This window comes from Streptomyces sp. ISL-94, from assembly GCF_018614075.1.
Taxonomy (GTDB): Bacteria; Actinomycetota; Actinomycetes; order Streptomycetales; family Streptomycetaceae; genus Streptomyces.
Genome location: NZ_JAGGOZ010000019.1, coordinates 1 through 16135 on the forward strand (window position 1 = coordinate 1; position 16135 = coordinate 16135).

Consider the following 16135-nt stretch of genomic DNA (forward strand, 5'->3'; position numbering starts at 1 on the left):
CCTCAAGGGCGCTCCCTTCGGTCGCGTCGCTTCGCGATGGCCTTCGGCCACCCTTGACCGACCGACCCGAACCGGAAATCCGAAGACCGACGGGAACCCCCCAAAAGAACGCTCACGGGTCAGAGATGACGGAGGGCGGGACGTCAGGGAGCCGACTGCCCGCTCCCCTAAGCCGGCCAAGGCCCACCGCCCAAGCCGGACGGCGACAGGGGGGGGGGCCACCAGGCACACCTCCGCCCGGCCCCGATCAGCCATGTTCCGGGCCGGGGTGTCCGAAGCGTCGCCAGACAGCGGTCAGATGGGGATGGCGGCAGGTCAGGCGGGTGGACGCGTCAGATCGCTACACGCTTCTCGCGTCTCGGCGTCCGCCGCCCGTCTGGGGCTGGGCATAAGCCGCCCAAGATCGCTACAAGCGTCCCTGAGACGGCGACAGCGGGTAGTTTGTCCTAATTTGGCGATGGATTGAGGGTCGTGAGGCGTCTTGGCGGAGTGTGAGGTTGAAAAATCCGGCCTCAGGCTCCGTCTGGGCACTTCTCCACGACAAAATGGCGCAGACGCCCTCCAGGGGCCTCTTTCCTGGTGGTTGGGCGCCGTCAACCAGCCGCAGGGTTCACCCACAGCGCTTCTTCTGCAGCTTGGGTGCTGCCCACCGCCCGCAGACGCCCGCCAACCGGCACCTATTCTTCGTGGGCGGCTTATGAGCAACCCATGGCGGGCTGATCGCCGCCAGGTCACCTCAGCCGCGTAGCGATCAGTGGCGGCTTATGTCCAGCCCCAGACGGCCGTCGGACGCTGAAGGCGAGAAGCGTGTAGCGGTCTGATGCGCTCCCGGCTTCCGATGGGCTTCTCGCCGCTGTTTCGTGCAGGTAGAGCCGCCCCCGGCCCGGAGTTTGATGGATAGGGGCCTGGGTGGAGGTCTCCTGGTGCCCGGGCCCCTGGCACTGTCCGGCCTGGGTGGTGGGCCTTGGCCGGCTTAGGGGAGCGGGCAGTCGGCTCCCTGACGGGCCTGTGTGTATGTCTCTGACCCGTGAGCGTTCTTTTGGGGGGTTCCCGTCGGTCTTCGGATTTCCGGTTCGGGCCGGTCGGTCAAGGGTGGCCGAAGGCCATCGCGAAGCGACGCGACGACGAAGGAGGAGCGCCCTTGAGGGACCGGCCCGAACCGGAGAGACGATGAGACTGACGGGAAACCCCCAAACCCTCACCGATTCCGACCCACTTGGGTCCCGCCCCCGCCCCCGCCGCCCCGCGTCTTGGCCCGCCCCGCCGTCTTCTGACCCCCAAGCCCCGCCCCGCAAGGCCCCACCCGTCCCTGTCAGTGCCTCGGCATACCGTTCCCCTATGAAGCCGCTCAAGGTCATCGCCGGAGACGCGACGAGCCCCCAGGCCAAGGGGCCCAAGGTCATCGCCCATGTCTGCAACGACCTCGGTGGGTGGGGGAAAGGCTTTGTGCTCGCCGTCTCGAAGCGGTGGCCCGGGCCGGAGGCCGCCTTCCGGGCCTGGCATCGGGGGCGGAGCGGGAACGACTTCGGGCTGGGTGCCGTACAAGTGGTGCGCGTGAAGCCGGACATCTGGGTGGCCAACATGGTGGGTCAGCACGGCATGCGCACCGGTAGTGGGGACCCGCCGATCCGGTACGACGCCGTGAAGCGCTGCCTCGCCGCGCTGGGTGATCAGGCCCTCGAGCTGGGTGCGAGCGTCCACATGCCCCGCATCGGCAGCGGGTTGGCCGGTGGCACCTGGTCACGTATCGAGCCGCTGATCACCGAAGCGCTGTGCGCGCGCGACGTGGAGGTGACCGTCTACGACCACGGGTGAGCCGCGAGAGTGCGACCGAGTGCTTCCGCAACCGAGCTCAAGTCGGGCCTCCACGACAACTGGTTCCGCACCCGGGACGATCGCGCATATGGAGTTTCGGTATGGCGCTCGGCGGCTACGTCGCGGGCGGGCGGAGTTACACCGCGGTCGCCGCCCCGGCCGGGAAGCCGGTCTGACCGCACACGTCGAAATGGGAGACCCGGCAGGTGTCGGCCGGGGTCGAGGCGCCGAGGTTGACGGCCGTGCCGTCGGCCGCGATGCGCCAGCGCTTGCCCGCCGGGATGAGGTGGCAGGGGGACTCGCCGGGCTGGATCAGGATCCACTTCCCGCGGACGGTCTGATGCCAGTACGCGGCTTCGCCGCAGCGGCGGCAGACGGCGGGGCGGCCCTCGCGCGCGTCCGGTTCGGGGGGCTGCTGCCGCTGCCGGCCGATGGTCACGAGGGCGTCCGCCAGTACCTTCGCGAGGAGGAACGGCCCGTTGTCGGGGTTCCGGCCCTGCTGTTGGGTGTTTGTGTTCAACTGTCCCCCCCCTGTTGCCCTGTTCGTAGCGGGTGGGGGGTCGGTTGGGCCACCGGTTTGGGGATCAGTGACTCGAAAGGGTGGTGATCTCGGCGAGGGAGGCCGCTCTGGTTTCCGCCGGAACGGCCAAGACCGGGTGCCGAAGCGTTATCGCGCCGGCGGTTCCGTGTCGGCCGAGAGCGGTGGACACTTGCGCCACTTGACGGGGGATCAGGGGGGCTGGGGCGTGGATCGTGGTGTTCTGCGCGTGGTGTTGATCGGGGGTGCGGTGCTGGACCGCCGGTCCCGGGGCCGGGACCGGTTCCGCGGTCGTGCGCGGCACTAGCGCTCCAGGATCACCAGCGGGAGCTCGCGGGGTGCGGCCGCCGCCTGGTAGTCGTCGAAGGCGGGCCACAGGGCCGTCATCGCCTCCCAGTAGATCTCCCGCTCTGCCGGGGTGGCCGTGCGCGCGGTGGCCTTGAAGGAGGCGGCGCCGACCTGGAGGCGGACCTCGGGGTGGGCGGCGAGGTTGCGGTACCAGGCGGGGTGGTGCGGGGCGCCGTAGGCCGCGGCGACGAGGATGAGGCGGTCCGCGTCCTCGCCGTAGATCAGCGGGGTGCGGGCGGTACGGCCGGTCTCGCGGTCGAGCGTGGTCAGGAGGAGGGTGGGGACTCCGTGCCAGAGGTGACCGTCGGCGCCGGCCGTGGAGACGTACGCGCGGACGTGGTCGAGTCTCGGGCCGGGCAGGGGGTCGGCGGGGTGGTCCCAGTCGACGTCGAGTGCGTGCATGTACCTGTCCTTCGGATTTTGGTCCCCGGGCGGCTAACGAGCGTTCGTCGTTTCTGGATGCGGTCGAGTCGGCGCGCATGTCGCGGGCCCGGGGCGGCTGAGCGTCTGAGCCCGCCTGCGGCTCGGCTTCCTGGGGCTCCACCCCAGGCCCCGCGCCTCAAACGCCGGCGTGGCTGGGTTTGCCCGGCGGGGCTGGGTTGGCCCCGGTTCGGCTGGATCGGTCCCGTCCCGGGCGCGCGAAGGCCCCGCCCCCGGGGGGACCTGGGGCCGGGGCTGGGCGTCGCATCCTTGCGGAGCGTTACGGCAGGTAGCGCTCGATGACCTGCGGACCCTCCTTCGCGATCAGCTGGCGTGCCTTCTCGACCCGCTCCGGAGTCGGGTCGTGTCCGGTCGCCATCACGAGGTCCTCGGGGTCGTACGGTCGGTCCCCGCCCGTGTGGAGCTGGTCCGACCGTGTCGGCTGCTCGTCCGATTCACTGTCCATCGCGTACCTCCTCCGGGTTCCCCCTGGCCCCATCCTCCGGCGGGAGCCCCATGAACGCACCTCGGGCGCGGGAACGGCGCGGGAAGGTCACGGGGAGCTCGCGGGAAGGGGGCGGGCATGGTGCGCGGGGAGGAGCCAACCGGCAGGTGGGGTGTCGAAGTTCGGATCTCGTCGGTGATTTCCCGGCCATCCGAAACCGGAAGATCCCTGCGGCTGTGGCAGTAAAGATGCTGTGGCAGTAAAAGGTACGGACTCAGTAGGTGGCCGCCCCCAGTGCCACCGCGGCGGCCAGCAGGCCGCAGATCGACAGGTTCACGGCCCTGTGCTCCCAGAACACCGCGACGAACTCGCGGAGCGTGGCGCTCGGCCAGAAGTACCGCGCCGTGGGCGAGCCCAGCACCTGCCCGTTGACCCCGGCCTTGCGCGCCATCATCGCCGCCCGGAAGGCGTGGAAGTTGTTGGTGACCATCACGCACCGGTAGCCGGGATCGGCCGCCGTCATGATCTCCCGGCTGAACAGCATGTTCTCCTCGGTCGTACGGGACCGGTCCTCCAGCATGACGTGTCCGGCCGGCACGCCCCGCGCGATCAGCCAGTCCGCCATCGCCCGCGCCTCCGGGACCTTCTCGTCCGAGCCCTTGCCGCCCGACGGAAGCAGCACCGGCGGACGGGCGCCGCGGGCCAGCTGGGCCTCGTAGATCTCCTGCCCCTTGCGCAGCCGCGAGGCCAGCAGCGGCGGCACCCGGTCCCCGCCGGTCAGGCCCGCGCCCAGTACCACCACGAAGTCGACGTCGCCGCGCACCTTGATCCGCCCGTAGAGGAAGGCGTAGCCGAGGAAGCACATGAAGATGAAGGAGACGTAGGCGACGATCAGGATGACGGCCGCGATGAGGCCGTCGGCCAGCGGGGAGCCGAGCCGGCCGACGACGGCGGGCAGCGCGATCATCCCGAAGATCCCGAGCCCGGCCAGCATCGACAGCAGGTTGGCCGGGCGGCGGCCCTCCCTGCGGACCATGGTCACGCCGTTCGCGATCAGGAAGACGCCGAGCGCCAGGATGCCGAGGGCGGGGAGACCGAAGGCGAGGAGGAGGACGATCGGGCCCGCCCAGCCCGGAAGCCTGGTCACCTGGAGGAGCAGGGCGAGGGAGAAGGTGATGAAGGTCAGTCCGAAGAGCACGGCGTTGCGGAAGCGACGACGGTCCTTTCGGGTACTTATGCCGAAGGCGAGGAGGAACAGGGCGGCAAGGGCGAAGGCGACCATGCCGATCATCGTAAATGTCAACGTCGTGGAGGAAGGGGGAAGCCCGTGCGCCTGACCGATCGCCCCGCCAGGACGTCCGTGCGCCGCCCGTCCCGCATGACGAAGCCCCCGTCGATCAGGACGTGCGGAATGCCGGTGGGCAGGGTGCGCGGGTTCTCGTACGTGGACCCGGCCGCGACCGCGTCCGGATCGAAGAGGACCAGGTCGGCGCGGTGGCCGATGCGGATCAGGCCCCGGTCGGGCAGACGCAGCCGCGCCGCCGGGCGGCCGGAGAGGTGCGCCACGCACTCCTCCAGGGAGAGCACGCCCAGCTCGCGGACGTAGTGGCCGAGGTAGTGCGGGAAGGTGCCGTAAGCACGCGGGTGCGGTTTCGCGCCCCGCAGGATTCCGTCCGAACCGCCGGTGTGCACGCGGTGGCGCATGATCGCGCGGACGTTCTCCTCGTGGCCGACGTGCTGGAGGACCGTCGGCGCGAGCCGGTCGCCGAGCAGGAGCCGGCGGGCGGTGTCCCAGCCGTCCAGGCGCGTCCCGACGTACCCCGCGAGGGCCGGGTCGGTGACGCCCGAGACCTCGACCGTCGACCAGTCGACGGGGACCCCGTGGCAGCCGTCGGCCCCGGTGACCTCCAGTGCGTACCGGATCCGCTCCGCCCCGGCGTCGTCGCGCAGGCGGGCGAGGACCGCCTCGGGGCCGCCTTCGTTCGCCCAACTGGGCAGCAGCGCGACGAGCGTGGTGCAGCCCGGGGTGTACGGATAGCTGTCGAGGGTGATGTCGCAGCCCTCGGCGAGCGCCGCGTCCAGCAGGGCCAGCAGCTCGGGGGCCCGGCCCTCGTTCTCGGCGAAGTTCATGGTGGCGTGCGCGAGGTGCAGGGCGCAGCCGGCCTCCCGGGTGAGCCGGACCATCTCGGCGTAGGCGGCCAGGGCGTCGCGGCCGTACGAGCGGTGGTGGGGGCAGTAGTAGCCGCCGTACGCGGCCACCACCCGGCACAGCTCGGCGAGTTCGGCGCCGGAGGCGTACATGCCGGGGGTGTAGGTGAGGCCGGAGGACAGGCCGACGGCGCCCTGCGCGAGGCCGTCGGCGACCAGCCGCCGCATCCGGTCGAGCTCGGCGGGCGTCGCGGGGCGGTCGTCCCAGCCGAGGGCGTACGCGCGGACCGTGCCCTGGGGGACGAGGTAGGCGGCGTTCACGGCGCAGCCCTGGCCGCCGTGGGCCCGGTCCAGGCGGTCGAGGTACTCGCCGACCGTGCGCCAGTCGAAGTCGATGTCGTCCCCGGAGCCGTTCCATCCGGCGATGGCGGCCCGCACCTCGCCGAGGGTGCGGTCGTCGACGGGCGCGTACGACAGGCCGTCCTGGCCCAGGACTTCGAGGGTCACGCCCTGCGCGGCCTTCGCGCTGTGGTCCGGGTCGCGGAGCAGGGCGAGGTCGCTGTGGGCGTGCATGTCGACGAAGCCGGGGGCCAGGGCCAGGCCGTGCGCGTCGAGGGTCCGGCGCCCGCCACCGGTGATGCGGCCGATCTCCGCGATCCGGCCCTCGTGCACGCCGACGTCCGCGGTGTACGAGGGCCCGCCCGTGCCGTCGACGACGCGGACCCCGCGGAGGACGAGGTGCATCAGAAGAAGGTGCGCACGTAATCGGTGACGGTGCCGTCGGCCTCCACCACCGGGATCAGCGGCCACTTCTCGAAGATCGTGCAGGGGTGGGACATGCCGAGGGCCACCCAGTCGCCGACCTGGACGGCGTCGGCGGAGTCGGTCTCCAGCCAGGCGTGCTGGTCGGAGAGCTTGACCACGCGGACACCGGCGGCGGGCCGTTCCCCGCCGGTGAGCGCGTCGCGGACCAGCTCGGCCTCGGGCAGGCCGAGGTCGTAGGCGATGTCGCGCTTGCCGGCGTTGACGAAGGCCTGGGTGGGGGAGGGGCGGGAGACGACCTGGGTCCAGAGGCGGAACGCGGGGCGCAGGCCGCCCTCGTCGGGGTGGCGGTTGAAGGGGGTGAGACGGGTGTACCAGCCGTGGTCGTGGGAGACGTACGCGCCAGAGCGCAGCAGCTTGAGGACGGGGCGGGAGAGGGCGGGGATCTCGGCGAAGACGTCGGCGACGGCATCGAACCAGGCGGAGCCGCCGGCGCTGACGACGATCTCGTCGGGGCCGTCCGCGAACCGGCCGGCCTTGTCGAACTCGACGGCGAGGGAGGTGAGGCGGCGCAGGTACGCGTGGACGCGGGCCGGGTCGGCATCGGGGACCTCGGCCTCGTAGCCGGCGATGCCGACGAGGCGCAGGGTGGCGGCCTGGGCCACGGCGTCGGCGACGGCGCGGCAGTCGTCGTCGGTACGGGCCCCCGTGCGGGCGCCCTCGCCGGCGCCGAGCTCCACGACGACGTCGAGGCGGGCCGGGGCGTCCCGGAGGGCGCGGTCCATGAGCTGGACCCCGCGCACGGAGTCGACGTAGCAGACGAAGCGGAAGGCGGGGTCGGCGGCGAGCTCGTCCGCGACCCAGCGGAGGGCGGCGGGATCGACGAGCTCGTTGGCGAGGAAGATCCGCTGGATGCCGAAGGCGCGGTAGACGCGGGCCTGGTGGGGGACGGCGGCGGTGATGCCCCAGGCGCCGTGGTCGAGCTGGCGGCGGAAGAGCTGGGGTGCCATGCAGGTCTTGCCGTGCGGGGCGAAGGCGAGGGAGTGGCGGGCGGCGTAGGTGCCGAGGGCGGTGAGGTTGTGCTCCAGCGCGTCGGCGTCGAGCGTCAGGACGGGGGTGGTGAACCCGCCGGTGTAGAGGTCGCGGCGCTCGGCGGCGAGCTGCCCGACCGTGAGGCCTGCGGCCTGGGCGTCCGGGGGGAGGCCCTTGAACCGGTGGTCCACCGGTTCGCCGGTGAGGTCCTTGACGGGGTCGCTGGCCATGAGGGTGCCTCCGGGCTCTGTTGCGTGGGCTGCAACGGTCGTTGCGTGTACCGCTGCACGCTGTCTAACATCCGGAATGACGAAGGGTCAACGCGCGGGGGGTGCGGCCCGTTTTCCCGGGGCTCCGCCCCAGAGCCCGCGCCTGACTGGATGTGGCCCGGCTCCGGCCCTCGGGTGCGGCTCGTTGGCGCGTAGCGCAACGCTGCTCGCGGCGGGCTGGATGGCTCGGAGGGCAATTGCAGCCCCGCCGGCGTGTGAGGCGCGGGGTCCGGGCGGAGCCCCGGGAGTGGCGCCGCAGGTTGGTGCCGACCGGAGGAGAGGACGAGGGTGAGCCAGTCGGTGGAACGAGCGCTCGGCATCCTGCCGTTGCTCGCAAGGGGGCCGGCGCCCCTGGGGGCGGTGGCCGACGCGCTCGGCGTGCACAAGAGCACCGCGCTCCGACTGCTCCGCACGCTGCACGGCCACGGCTTCGTCTACCGCCAGCCCGACGGCCGCTACCGCCTCGGCGCCCAGTTGTTCGCGCTCGCCGCCGAGGCCATCGAGAACCTCGACGTCCGCGAGGTCGCGCACCCCCACCTCCTCGCGCTGAACCAGGCCACCGGCCACACCGTGCACCTCGCCCTCCACCAGGACGACGAGGTCGTGTACATCGACAAGGTCGACAGCCGCTACCCGGTCCGCATGTACTCCCGCATCGGCAAGCCCGTGCCCCTCACCGTCGCCGCCGTCGCCAAGCTGCTCCTGGCCGACCTCCCCGAGGGCGAGCGCAGGAGCCTCGCCGAGCGGATCGAGTACCCCCGCTACACCGCCCGCTCCACCCCCGACGCCGCCGCGTTCCTCCGGGAGCTGGAGCTCGTACGGGACCAGGGCTGGGCCACCGACCTCGGCGGGCACGAGGAGTCCGTCAACTGCCTCGGCGGGCCCGTGCGCGGGCCCGACGGGCGGGTCGTCGCCGCGCTGTCCGTCTCCGCGCCGAGTGTGGTGGTCACCGCCGACGGGCTGCTGGAGCTGCTGCCCCTGGTGCTCCGTACCGCCGACGACATCAGCCGGGACTACTCCGGAACAAGGACTGAGGAGAGAACGTGAACGACAAGACCGCCGTCACCCCCGCAAGCCACACCACCCCGCCCGCGAAGTTCTCGCACGGCGTCCGCAAGGGGAACATCCTCCAGGTCGCCGGCCAGGTCGGCTTCCTCCCGCACGTGGACGGGCAGCCGCCCACCCCCGCCGGGCCGACCCTGCGCGAGCAGACCCTCCAGACGCTGGAGAACGTCCGCTCCGTGCTGGAGGCCGGCGGCGCGGGCTGGGACGACGTGATGATGATCCGCGTCTACCTCACGGACACCGGGCACTTCGCCGAGATGAACGAGATGTACAACGCCTACTTCGAGGAGCAGGGACTCAAGGAGGCCCCCGCCGCCCGCACCACCGTCTACGTGGGCCTGCCGGACGGGCTGCTCATCGAGATCGACGCCCTCGCGGTACTGGGGTAGGGACAGCGCACGAGCGAGAGGCGCCCCCCTGGCGGTGGGGCGCCCCCGTTCATTCAGGCGTCGCTACGTGCAGTACTGGGCTTCCTTGCCGATCGAGCGGTACATGCAGTCCGCGTTCTCCAGCAGCTGGAGCACCGCGTCCTTGTTGCGGGCGGTCTCGCGGTCGATGACCTCGTCCGGCGGGTAGAAGCCGCCGCCGCCGGTCTCCGGGTACATCTCGAAGGTGTAGGCGAAGATCTTCTGGTTGCCCCACAGCCAGTCGTCGATCGTGCCGTCGGTGATGTACAGGTCACTCGACTGCTCCGGGGTGTAGCCGTTGCTCGCCGCCATGCTGGTGCCGATCTTCTTGTAGACGGCGAGGTCGTCGGCGGTCAGCCCGGGCGCGGTGTCGTTGTAGGTCCAGCCGAAGGGCCACAGGACCAGTTCGCTGTACGTGTGGAAGTCGATCGCGGCCGTGATCTGCTGCTTGCCGCCGATGACGCGGCTGCGGACGAAGTCCGAGACCACCTTCACCTCGGGCGCCGACTCGGCGGCCGCGCCGCGGTAGGTCTCCGAGCTCTTGCTGCCGCTGGAGCCGCCGCAGCAGCCCCACTTGTAGTTCCAGTTCCGGTTCTCGTCCGTGCCGACGTACGAGGATCCGCTGTTGGGCTGACGGTTCTTGCGCCAGGAGCGGTAGGACCCGGTGGCGATGTCGTACTCGCCGCCGTCCGGGTTGAGGTCCGGGATGATCCAGATCTCGCGGCCGTTGACGGCGTTGGTGACCCGGGAGTCGGTGCCGTACTTCGAGCCGAACTCGTTGAGCAGGTAGAGGGCCATCTCGACGGTCAGGTGCTCCCGGGCATGCTGGTGGTGCGTGAAGAGCACCTCGGGCTCGGCCTCGTCCGTCGCGACGTTGTCACTGATCTTGATCGCGATGAGGTCCCGGCCCTGGTACGACTTCCCGATCACCCGCTTGCTCATGATCGAGGGGTACTGGGCGATGCGCTGGTCGATCTCCGCGTTCATCTCGGCGAAGTTGTGGTATTTCGAGTCCGCCGAGGGGAAGTCCATCGGCCCGGCGGCGATCCCGGGCAGGGAGCGGTCCGGCGGGCCGGGCAGCGCGGTGAGCGTGTAGCCGAGCGCGCGCAGGTTCTTGGCCTGCATGGTGTCGGCGCTGACCACGACGGTGTGCTCGTCGACCTCGTCGATCGACACGCCCGTGCGCAGCAGGGCGGTGCGGTCGGCCGCCGTGGAGGGGCCGTGGATCCGGTACTGGACGATCGCCTCGTCCTGGGTGGCGGTGGAGGGGGTGGGCGGTGGTGATGCCGTCGCGCTCATGCCGTAGGCGGGTGCGCCCAGCGCGAGCGCCAGCAGGGCCGCCGTGACGGCGGCCCTTCGGCGGGTGTGGAGCCGCATGCGTTCTCCTGGGTGGGAGTGTGGGGGTAGCCGTGCGGACGCGCACAGCGTGCTCTCGTGGCATGTTCCGGTCAAGAACTCCTCCCGTTCGCCGGACCCGAATCAGCCACGGGTCGGCCACGGGGTCGGCCACGGGTCGGCCACGGGTCGGCCACCCCCACACCTACCGCCTACGGGAGCCCGTGGACCTTGGGACCCACCGCGTTGGACCAGGCATTACCCGCCTTGGCGTCCCAGTTGGTCGACCAGGTCATCGCACCGCGCAGCCCCGGGTAGGTCTTCGACGGCTTGAAGGCTCCGCAGTTCGTACCCCTGGCCAGGCAGTCCAGCGCGTTGTTGACGATGGTCGGCGAGACGTAGCCGCTGCCCGCGCCGCTGGGGGAGGCCGGGACGCCGATGCCCACCTGGGAGGGGTCGAGGCCGCCCTCCAGCTGGATGCAGGCGAGCGCGGTCAGGAAGTCCACCGAGCCCTGGGAGTACACCTTGCCGTCGCAGCCGTTCATCGAGCCGCTGTTGTAGTACTGCATGTTGACGACGGTGAGGATGTCCTTGATGCCCAGCGCCGTCTTGAAATAGCCGCCCTGCGTGGACTGCATGTCGATGGTCTGCGGGGCCATCGTGATGACGAGGGAGGGGCCGGCCTTCGCCGACAGCGCGCGCAGCGCCTGCGTCATGTAGGTCGGGTTCAGGCCGTTCTCCAGGTCGATGTCCATGCCGGAGAAGCCGTACTCCTGCATCAGCGCGTACGCCGAGTTCGCGAGGTTGGTCGCGGAGGCGGAGTCGTTGACGGAGATGGTGCCCTTCTCGCCGCCGATGGAGAGGATGACCGATGTGCCGGCCGCCTTCTTCGCCGCGATGTCCGCCTTGAACTGGGCGACGGTGTAGCCGCCGAGCCCGGCCGAGTCGAGGTTGAAGGCGATGGCGCCGGGCGTGGTCGTGGCGTCGGCGAAGGAGACGGCGATGATGTCGTACTGGGCGGAGACGTCGGAGATCTTCTGGACGGTCGCGCCGTTGTTGAAGTTCTGCCAGTAGCCGGTCAGCGCGTGCTTCGGGACGCCCGGGTTCGGGTTCGGCCCGCCGCCTCCGGTCGTGGTCCCGGTCACCGGGGCGGACTTGGGGCCCTCGCCCGCCGCGTTGTACGCGCTCACCTGGAAGGAGTACGAGGTGGACGCGGCGAGCCCGGTGATCTGGGCGGAGGCGCCGGTCACGGTCTGGACGCGGACGCCGTCCTGGTACACGTGATAGCCGGTGGCCCCGCTGACCGCGTTCCACGAAAGGGTGAGCCCGCTCGCGCTCTGGCCGGAAACGGCGGTTCCGGCCGGGGCGCCGGGGATGCTCGGGCCCGGGTCGGTGCCCCCGCCGCCGTCCGGGCCGAAGACGCTGAACTCGTCGACGACATAGGCCGGCTGGCCATACCAGCCGTGGGTGTAGACGGTCACCTGGGTGGTACTGGGGCCGGTGGTGAAGGTGGTGGAGAGCTTCTGCCAGCCGCCGCCCGAGCCGGGGGTCCAGGTGGAGACGTCCTGGGTACCGGTCCCGGTCGCGCCGAGGTAGACGTAACTGCCCTGGGCCTGCGCGCTCAGCGTGTACGTCGAGTTCGGCTTGACCGTGACGGTCTGGCTGCAGCGGGCGTTGTCCTGGCCCGCCGGAGTGCCCTTGAGGGCGCCGGCTCCGGCGTAGACGGGCGAGGAGACGGCCGCGCCGCTGCCTCCCGTACAGGACCAGTTGGCGAGGCCGGACTCGAAGCCTCCGTTACGGGCGACATTGACGTCGGCGGCCTGCGCGGTGCCGGTGGCGAGGGCGGTCAGGCCGCCGGCGGCGAGGGTGGCGGCGCCCAGCAGGGCGAGGGAGCGTATGCGGTTCACGTGGGCTCCGGTGGGGGGAGGAAGGGAGTGCAAGGGCAAGTGGGGTGCCCCGGGGCCAAGTTGGTCCAGACCAATCCTCGTGTCAAGGCTCTTTGCAATGTGGCTTGAAATGCACGACCGCCGGATCCTTGTTGTCCGGGTTTCCGGCTACCTGTGACATGTGCTCGTGGCACAGGAATTCCCAAGCCCCTGCCCTGTCAGGGGTGACGCGGATATGGTGCTGGAGCAAGGGGGGAAGTGCGGGGAAAGTGCGCCGATCGTTTGCGGTCGCGCATTCTGTGCGCGTATGCGGGCAGGACGCGAACAACCGCGGTGTACGGGTGAACAGGGGGATTCGCGTGCCGACCGCCATCGCTGTCACCAGTGCAGACCTGGTCCTTCCGGCCCCCGACCGGCACACGCCCGGGGCCGCCGTCCTGCACCCGCCCGGGCAGCTCGACCTGGACGGCGCGCTCGCCGAGGCCGCCGCGCTGCTGGAACGCCACGGCCACCTCGTGGCCCTCGTGCCGCCCTGGCTCCCCACCGCCACCGTCCAGCGCCTGCACACCGTACGGGCCATCCTCGAAACCGACCGGATCGCGCTCCTCGGCATCGATCTGCCGCCTCTGGGCCTGGCCCTGCTGGTACGTCAGCTGCGCCAGCTCAGCGTCTGCGACTTCAGCCCCGGAGTCATCGCCTCCGCGGCCCGGCTGCTCTCCCACTACATCTACGCGGGCGCCCTGCTGGGCTCGGTCGCCAAACTCGACCGGATCCCGGTCGGGCTGAAGGCGCACGCCAGGTCTTGGTCGCCGAGCGCGCAGTTCGCCGTACTGGCCCACCCGACGCCGCACCTGGCCCGGCTGGGCACCGCGGGACCTCAGGCCGCCGGCGGAGCACGGCGATCCGGGGTGCTGCCGGCCGGACCCGGGTTCGCCACGCACCTCACCTTCGCCCGCGGCCAGCTCGCCTCCGACTGGGTGACGGCCGAACTCGCCCCCGCCTGGCAGGTGCAGGGCGTCATGGAGAACCCGCTGCCCGCCGACTCCCCGGGCTGGTGGGGCACCCCGAAACTCGTCGAATTCGCCGCCGGCATCCCGGACCTGTCCGTCCTCTACCAGCTCGTCGCCTCGGTCCGCCGCGAGGAGTGCCGCTGGTGCGGCTTCGAGCTCATCGGCGACCGGTGCGGCTTCTGCGCCGCGCCGCTCCAGAGCCAGAGCCAGGGCCAGAACCAGGGCCAGAGCCAGAGCCAGAGCCAGAGCCCGACCCTGACCGCATCGAACGAACGAAGAACGGCGAGGTAGTACGGCCGATGAACTCACGTCAGCGCCGCGGCGTCATCCTGCTGCTCCTGTCGGTCCTGTGCGCCCTCGGTGCCTTCGCCGGAGTCCTCGTGGTCATAGGCGACGTCAACTCCAAGGTCGGGTCCGAGGTCGTCGCGTACCGCGCCAAGGGCGACATAGCGCCCTACACCCCGCTGGCGGCCGCACAGTTCGAGGAGGTCAGGATCCCCAAGCGGTGGCTCTCCGACACCGCCGTCACCGACCTCGGTGCGCTCAGGGACAAGATGTCGCTCACGACCCTGAAGAAGGGCTCGCTGCTCCAGACGGACATGTACGTCGGCCGGCCGCAGCTCCAGCCGGGGGAGCAGGAGATCGCCATCATGATCGATGCGTCCACGGGCGTGGCGGGCAAGATCACCCCCGGTTCCAAGGTCAACATCCTGGGCACCTTCAAGGGCAAGAAGCCGACCGACCCCGACCAGTCCGTCGTCATGGTCGCCAACGCCCGGGTCATCAACGTCGGCAAGCTCACCCCCCTGGACAAGGACAGCGAGAAGAAGGGCCCGGCCGAGGCCGTCCCGATCACCTTCGCCCTGAACACCAAGGACTCCCAGCGCGTCGCGTACGCCGAGTCCTTCGCGGAGCACGTACGCCTGGCCCTGGTGTCCCCCGGCACCGACTCGCAGGTGAGTCCGGGCGACCGTTGGTACACCCTCGAAGGGGACAAGTGAGGCCCGGATGACCACCCGAATCCTCCCCGCGGCCGGCGACCCGGACGCCGCGCGCCACATCGCGACCCTGCTCAGCCAGCTCCCGTCCGCCGAACCGGCCGTCTCGGTCCCCGACTCCACGACGTTGCTGGACACCCTGGCCCGACTGGCCGCCGACTCCATCGACGAACTCCCCGAGGTCGTCCTCGTCCACGAGCGGATCGGCCCGGTGCCGGCCCTGGAGCTCATCCGCGAGGTCGCCCTCCGCTTCCCGGCGGTGGGTGTCGTCCTCCTCTCCTCGGACGCCGGCCCCGCGCTCTTCTCCGCCGCGATGGACTCGGGCGCGCGCGGCCTGGTCGGCCTGCCGCTCTCCTACGAGGAGCTCGCCGCGCGGGTGCAGGCCGCCGCCCAGTGGTCCGTGGGCGTACGCCGCCACCTCGGGCGGGGCGCGGCCGCCGATGTCTTCACCGGACCCGGCGGCCGGGTGGTGACCGTCACCGGGGCCAAGGGCGGCGTGGGCACCACCTTCACCGCCGTCCAGTTCGCCCTGGCCGCGGCCGCCTCGGGGCGGCGTACCGCACTGGTCGACATGGACCTCCAGGCGGGCGACGTGGGCTCGTACCTCGACGTGCAGTTCCGCCGCTCGATCGCCGACCTCGCCGGGATCCAGGACATCTCCCCGCGCGTCCTCCAGGACGCGGTCTACGAGGACCGCACCGGGCTGGCGCTGCTGCTCGCCCCGGCCGACGGCGAACGGGGCGAGGAGGTCGACGACCGGGCCGCCCGGCACATCGTCGGCGCCTTGCGCAGCCGCTACGAGATCGTCGTCATCGACTGCGGGACCCAGGTGACGGGCGCGACCGCCGCCACCGTGGAGATGGCGGACGTGGCGGTGCTCGTCACGACGCCCGACGTGGTCGCGGTGCGGGCCGCGAAGCGGATGGTCCGCATGTGGGAGCGGCTCCAGGTGCGCAAGGCGGAGGACACCGCGATGGTCGTCAACCGCTGGAGCAAGCACACCGAGATACAGCCCGCCCTGATCGAGAAGATCACCAAGACCCGCGCCACCCGCACCCCGGTCCCGGCGGCCTTCAAGGAGCTCCAAGGGGTGGTCGACGCGGGCCGGGTCCAGGACCTGGACAACCGCTCGACGGTGAAGCAGGCCCTGTGGACCCTCGCCGGCGAACTCGGCCTCCTCGCCGCCGCGGAAGACCAGTCCCAGGCGCCGGGCGCGGCCCTCGCCGTCCGCGCCTCGGGCCCGGTGGCCCGCCTGCGCCGCGGCCGGGAGGGCTGACGGATGCCGTCGCGGGGCGCCCGCAGCAGCGGCGACCGGGGCCAGCTGGCGATCGAGTTCGCCGGCACGGTCCCGCTGATCCTGCTGCTCGTGGCGGCGGTGTGGGAGTGCGTCCTGATCGGGTACGCGTTCTCCCTGGCGGGCAACGCGGCGGACGAGGCGGCGAGGGTGGGGGCGGTGAGCGGGGAGGCGGCGTGCGCGGCGGCGGCGGCCAGGCACATCGGCGCCGCGTGGACCATGGACCCGCCGGACTGTGGAGCGTCCGGCGACATCTACAAGGCCAGGGTCACCCTCAACCTCCCGATCCTCGTCCCCGGCCTCGACATCGGCGTCCCCATCACCGGCGAGGGCGGCTCCTCGAAGGAAGAGGAGGAGGACTGA

15 protein-coding genes are annotated in these 16135 nt (G+C 71.4%); 7 read left to right on the forward strand and 8 right to left on the reverse strand.

What is annotated here, in order from left to right:
- The first annotated feature begins 1338 nt into the window (after window positions 1-1338).
- Entirely contained in the window at window positions 1339-1815 is a 477-nt protein-coding gene (locus J7E94_RS06940; protein WP_215013264.1) for a macro domain-containing protein, read from the forward strand.
- A gap of 136 nt (window positions 1816-1951) precedes the next feature.
- Here J7E94_RS06940 and J7E94_RS06945 read toward each other — a convergent pair whose 3' ends face one another.
- The 6 genes from J7E94_RS06945 to J7E94_RS06970 all read right to left on the reverse strand — a co-directional run bounded on the left by J7E94_RS06945 (window position 1952) and on the right by J7E94_RS06970 (window position 7738).
- Window positions 1952-2335: a DUF6083 domain-containing protein gene (locus J7E94_RS06945; RefSeq protein ID WP_215013265.1), complete on the reverse strand. Its 384-nt coding sequence runs from the start codon at window positions 2333-2335 to the stop codon at window positions 1952-1954.
- Window positions 2336-2656: 321 nt separating this feature from the next.
- On the reverse strand, window positions 2657-3103 hold the full coding sequence (locus J7E94_RS06950; RefSeq protein WP_215013266.1) for a nitroreductase family deazaflavin-dependent oxidoreductase: 447 nt from the start codon (window positions 3101-3103) through the stop codon (window positions 2657-2659).
- Window positions 3104-3401: 298 nt separating this feature from the next.
- Window positions 3402-3587 (reverse strand): hypothetical protein, encoded by a 186-nt coding sequence (locus tag J7E94_RS06955; protein ID WP_215013267.1) that lies wholly within the window; start codon window positions 3585-3587, stop codon window positions 3402-3404.
- 253 nt (window positions 3588-3840) lie between these two features.
- The gene (locus J7E94_RS06960; protein WP_215013268.1) at window positions 3841-4848 is read right to left on the reverse strand and encodes a YdcF family protein; all 1008 of its coding nucleotides are present in this window, start codon (window positions 4846-4848) and stop codon (window positions 3841-3843) included.
- A 17-nt stretch (window positions 4849-4865) separates the two neighbouring features.
- Window positions 4866-6458, reverse strand: coding sequence for an amidohydrolase family protein (locus J7E94_RS06965; protein WP_215013269.1), 1593 nt, complete (start codon window positions 6456-6458; stop codon window positions 4866-4868).
- Window positions 6458-7738: an amino acid deaminase gene (locus J7E94_RS06970; protein ID WP_215013271.1), complete on the reverse strand. Its 1281-nt coding sequence runs from the start codon at window positions 7736-7738 to the stop codon at window positions 6458-6460. The genes J7E94_RS06965 and J7E94_RS06970 overlap by 1 nt, the downstream gene beginning before the upstream one ends.
- A gap of 327 nt (window positions 7739-8065) precedes the next feature.
- Between J7E94_RS06970 and J7E94_RS06975 the strand changes: the two genes are divergently transcribed.
- Both J7E94_RS06975 and J7E94_RS06980 read left to right on the forward strand, forming a co-directional pair.
- Complete coding sequence (locus J7E94_RS06975; RefSeq protein WP_215013273.1) at window positions 8066-8824, forward strand: IclR family transcriptional regulator; 759 nt, start codon at window positions 8066-8068, stop codon at window positions 8822-8824.
- Window positions 8821-9231 (forward strand): RidA family protein, encoded by a 411-nt coding sequence (locus tag J7E94_RS06980; protein WP_215013275.1) that lies wholly within the window; start codon window positions 8821-8823, stop codon window positions 9229-9231. The genes J7E94_RS06975 and J7E94_RS06980 overlap by 4 nt, the downstream gene beginning before the upstream one ends.
- 63 nt (window positions 9232-9294) lie before the next feature.
- On the opposite strand, the gene J7E94_RS06985 is transcribed toward J7E94_RS06980, so the two are convergent.
- Together J7E94_RS06985 and J7E94_RS06990 are read right to left on the reverse strand one after the other, a co-directional pair.
- Complete coding sequence (locus J7E94_RS06985; protein ID WP_215013277.1) at window positions 9295-10626, reverse strand: M14 family metallopeptidase; 1332 nt, start codon at window positions 10624-10626, stop codon at window positions 9295-9297.
- A 170-nt stretch (window positions 10627-10796) separates the two neighbouring features.
- Window positions 10797-12491: a glycoside hydrolase family 18 protein gene (locus J7E94_RS06990; protein ID WP_215013279.1), complete on the reverse strand. Its 1695-nt coding sequence runs from the start codon at window positions 12489-12491 to the stop codon at window positions 10797-10799.
- 338 nt (window positions 12492-12829) lie between these two features.
- Here J7E94_RS06990 and J7E94_RS06995 point away from each other — a divergent pair, with 338 nt between their 5' ends.
- From J7E94_RS06995 to J7E94_RS07010, 4 genes are read left to right on the forward strand one after another with little or no spacing between them, the layout of a single operon-like run.
- Window positions 12830-13771 carry a hypothetical protein gene (locus tag J7E94_RS06995; protein ID WP_215013281.1) on the forward strand — a complete coding sequence of 314 codons (942 nt, stop codon included), beginning with the start codon at window positions 12830-12832 and terminating at the stop codon, window positions 13769-13771.
- Window positions 13772-13779: 8 nt separating this feature from the next.
- The gene (gene cpaB / locus J7E94_RS07000) at window positions 13780-14481 is read left to right on the forward strand and encodes a Flp pilus assembly protein CpaB (RefSeq protein ID WP_215013283.1); all 702 of its coding nucleotides are present in this window, start codon (window positions 13780-13782) and stop codon (window positions 14479-14481) included.
- A gap of 7 nt (window positions 14482-14488) precedes the next feature.
- A complete protein-coding gene (locus J7E94_RS07005) occupies window positions 14489-15754 on the forward strand; it encodes an AAA family ATPase (RefSeq protein ID WP_215013285.1) in 1266 nt (421 codons plus the stop codon).
- 3 nt (window positions 15755-15757) lie between these two features.
- Entirely contained in the window at window positions 15758-16135 is a 378-nt protein-coding gene (locus J7E94_RS07010) for a TadE family protein (RefSeq protein ID WP_215013287.1), read from the forward strand.

Excerpts from the sequence above, each read along its gene's own strand:
- J7E94_RS06940 (WP_215013264.1), top strand. The coding sequence starts at position 1,339 with ATGAAGCCGCTCAAGGTCATCGCCGGAGACGCGACGAGCCCCCAGGCC.
- J7E94_RS06950 (WP_215013266.1), bottom strand. The coding sequence starts at position 3,103 with ATGCACGCACTCGACGTCGACTGGGACCACCCCGCCGACCCCCTGCCC.
- J7E94_RS06955 (WP_215013267.1), bottom strand. The coding sequence starts at position 3,587 with ATGGACAGTGAATCGGACGAGCAGCCGACACGGTCGGACCAGCTCCAC.
- J7E94_RS06960 (WP_215013268.1), bottom strand. The coding sequence starts at position 4,848 with ATGGTCGCCTTCGCCCTTGCCGCCCTGTTCCTCCTCGCCTTCGGCATA.
- J7E94_RS06965 (WP_215013269.1), bottom strand. The coding sequence starts at position 6,458 with ATGCACCTCGTCCTCCGCGGGGTCCGCGTCGTCGACGGCACGGGCGGG.
- J7E94_RS06970 (WP_215013271.1), bottom strand. The coding sequence starts at position 7,738 with ATGGCCAGCGACCCCGTCAAGGACCTCACCGGCGAACCGGTGGACCAC.
- J7E94_RS06985 (WP_215013277.1), bottom strand. The coding sequence starts at position 10,626 with ATGCGGCTCCACACCCGCCGAAGGGCCGCCGTCACGGCGGCCCTGCTG.
- cpaB (WP_215013283.1), top strand. The coding sequence starts at position 13,780 with ATGAACTCACGTCAGCGCCGCGGCGTCATCCTGCTGCTCCTGTCGGTC.
- J7E94_RS07005 (WP_215013285.1), top strand. The coding sequence starts at position 14,489 with ATGACCACCCGAATCCTCCCCGCGGCCGGCGACCCGGACGCCGCGCGC.
- J7E94_RS07010 (WP_215013287.1), top strand. The coding sequence starts at position 15,758 with ATGCCGTCGCGGGGCGCCCGCAGCAGCGGCGACCGGGGCCAGCTGGCG.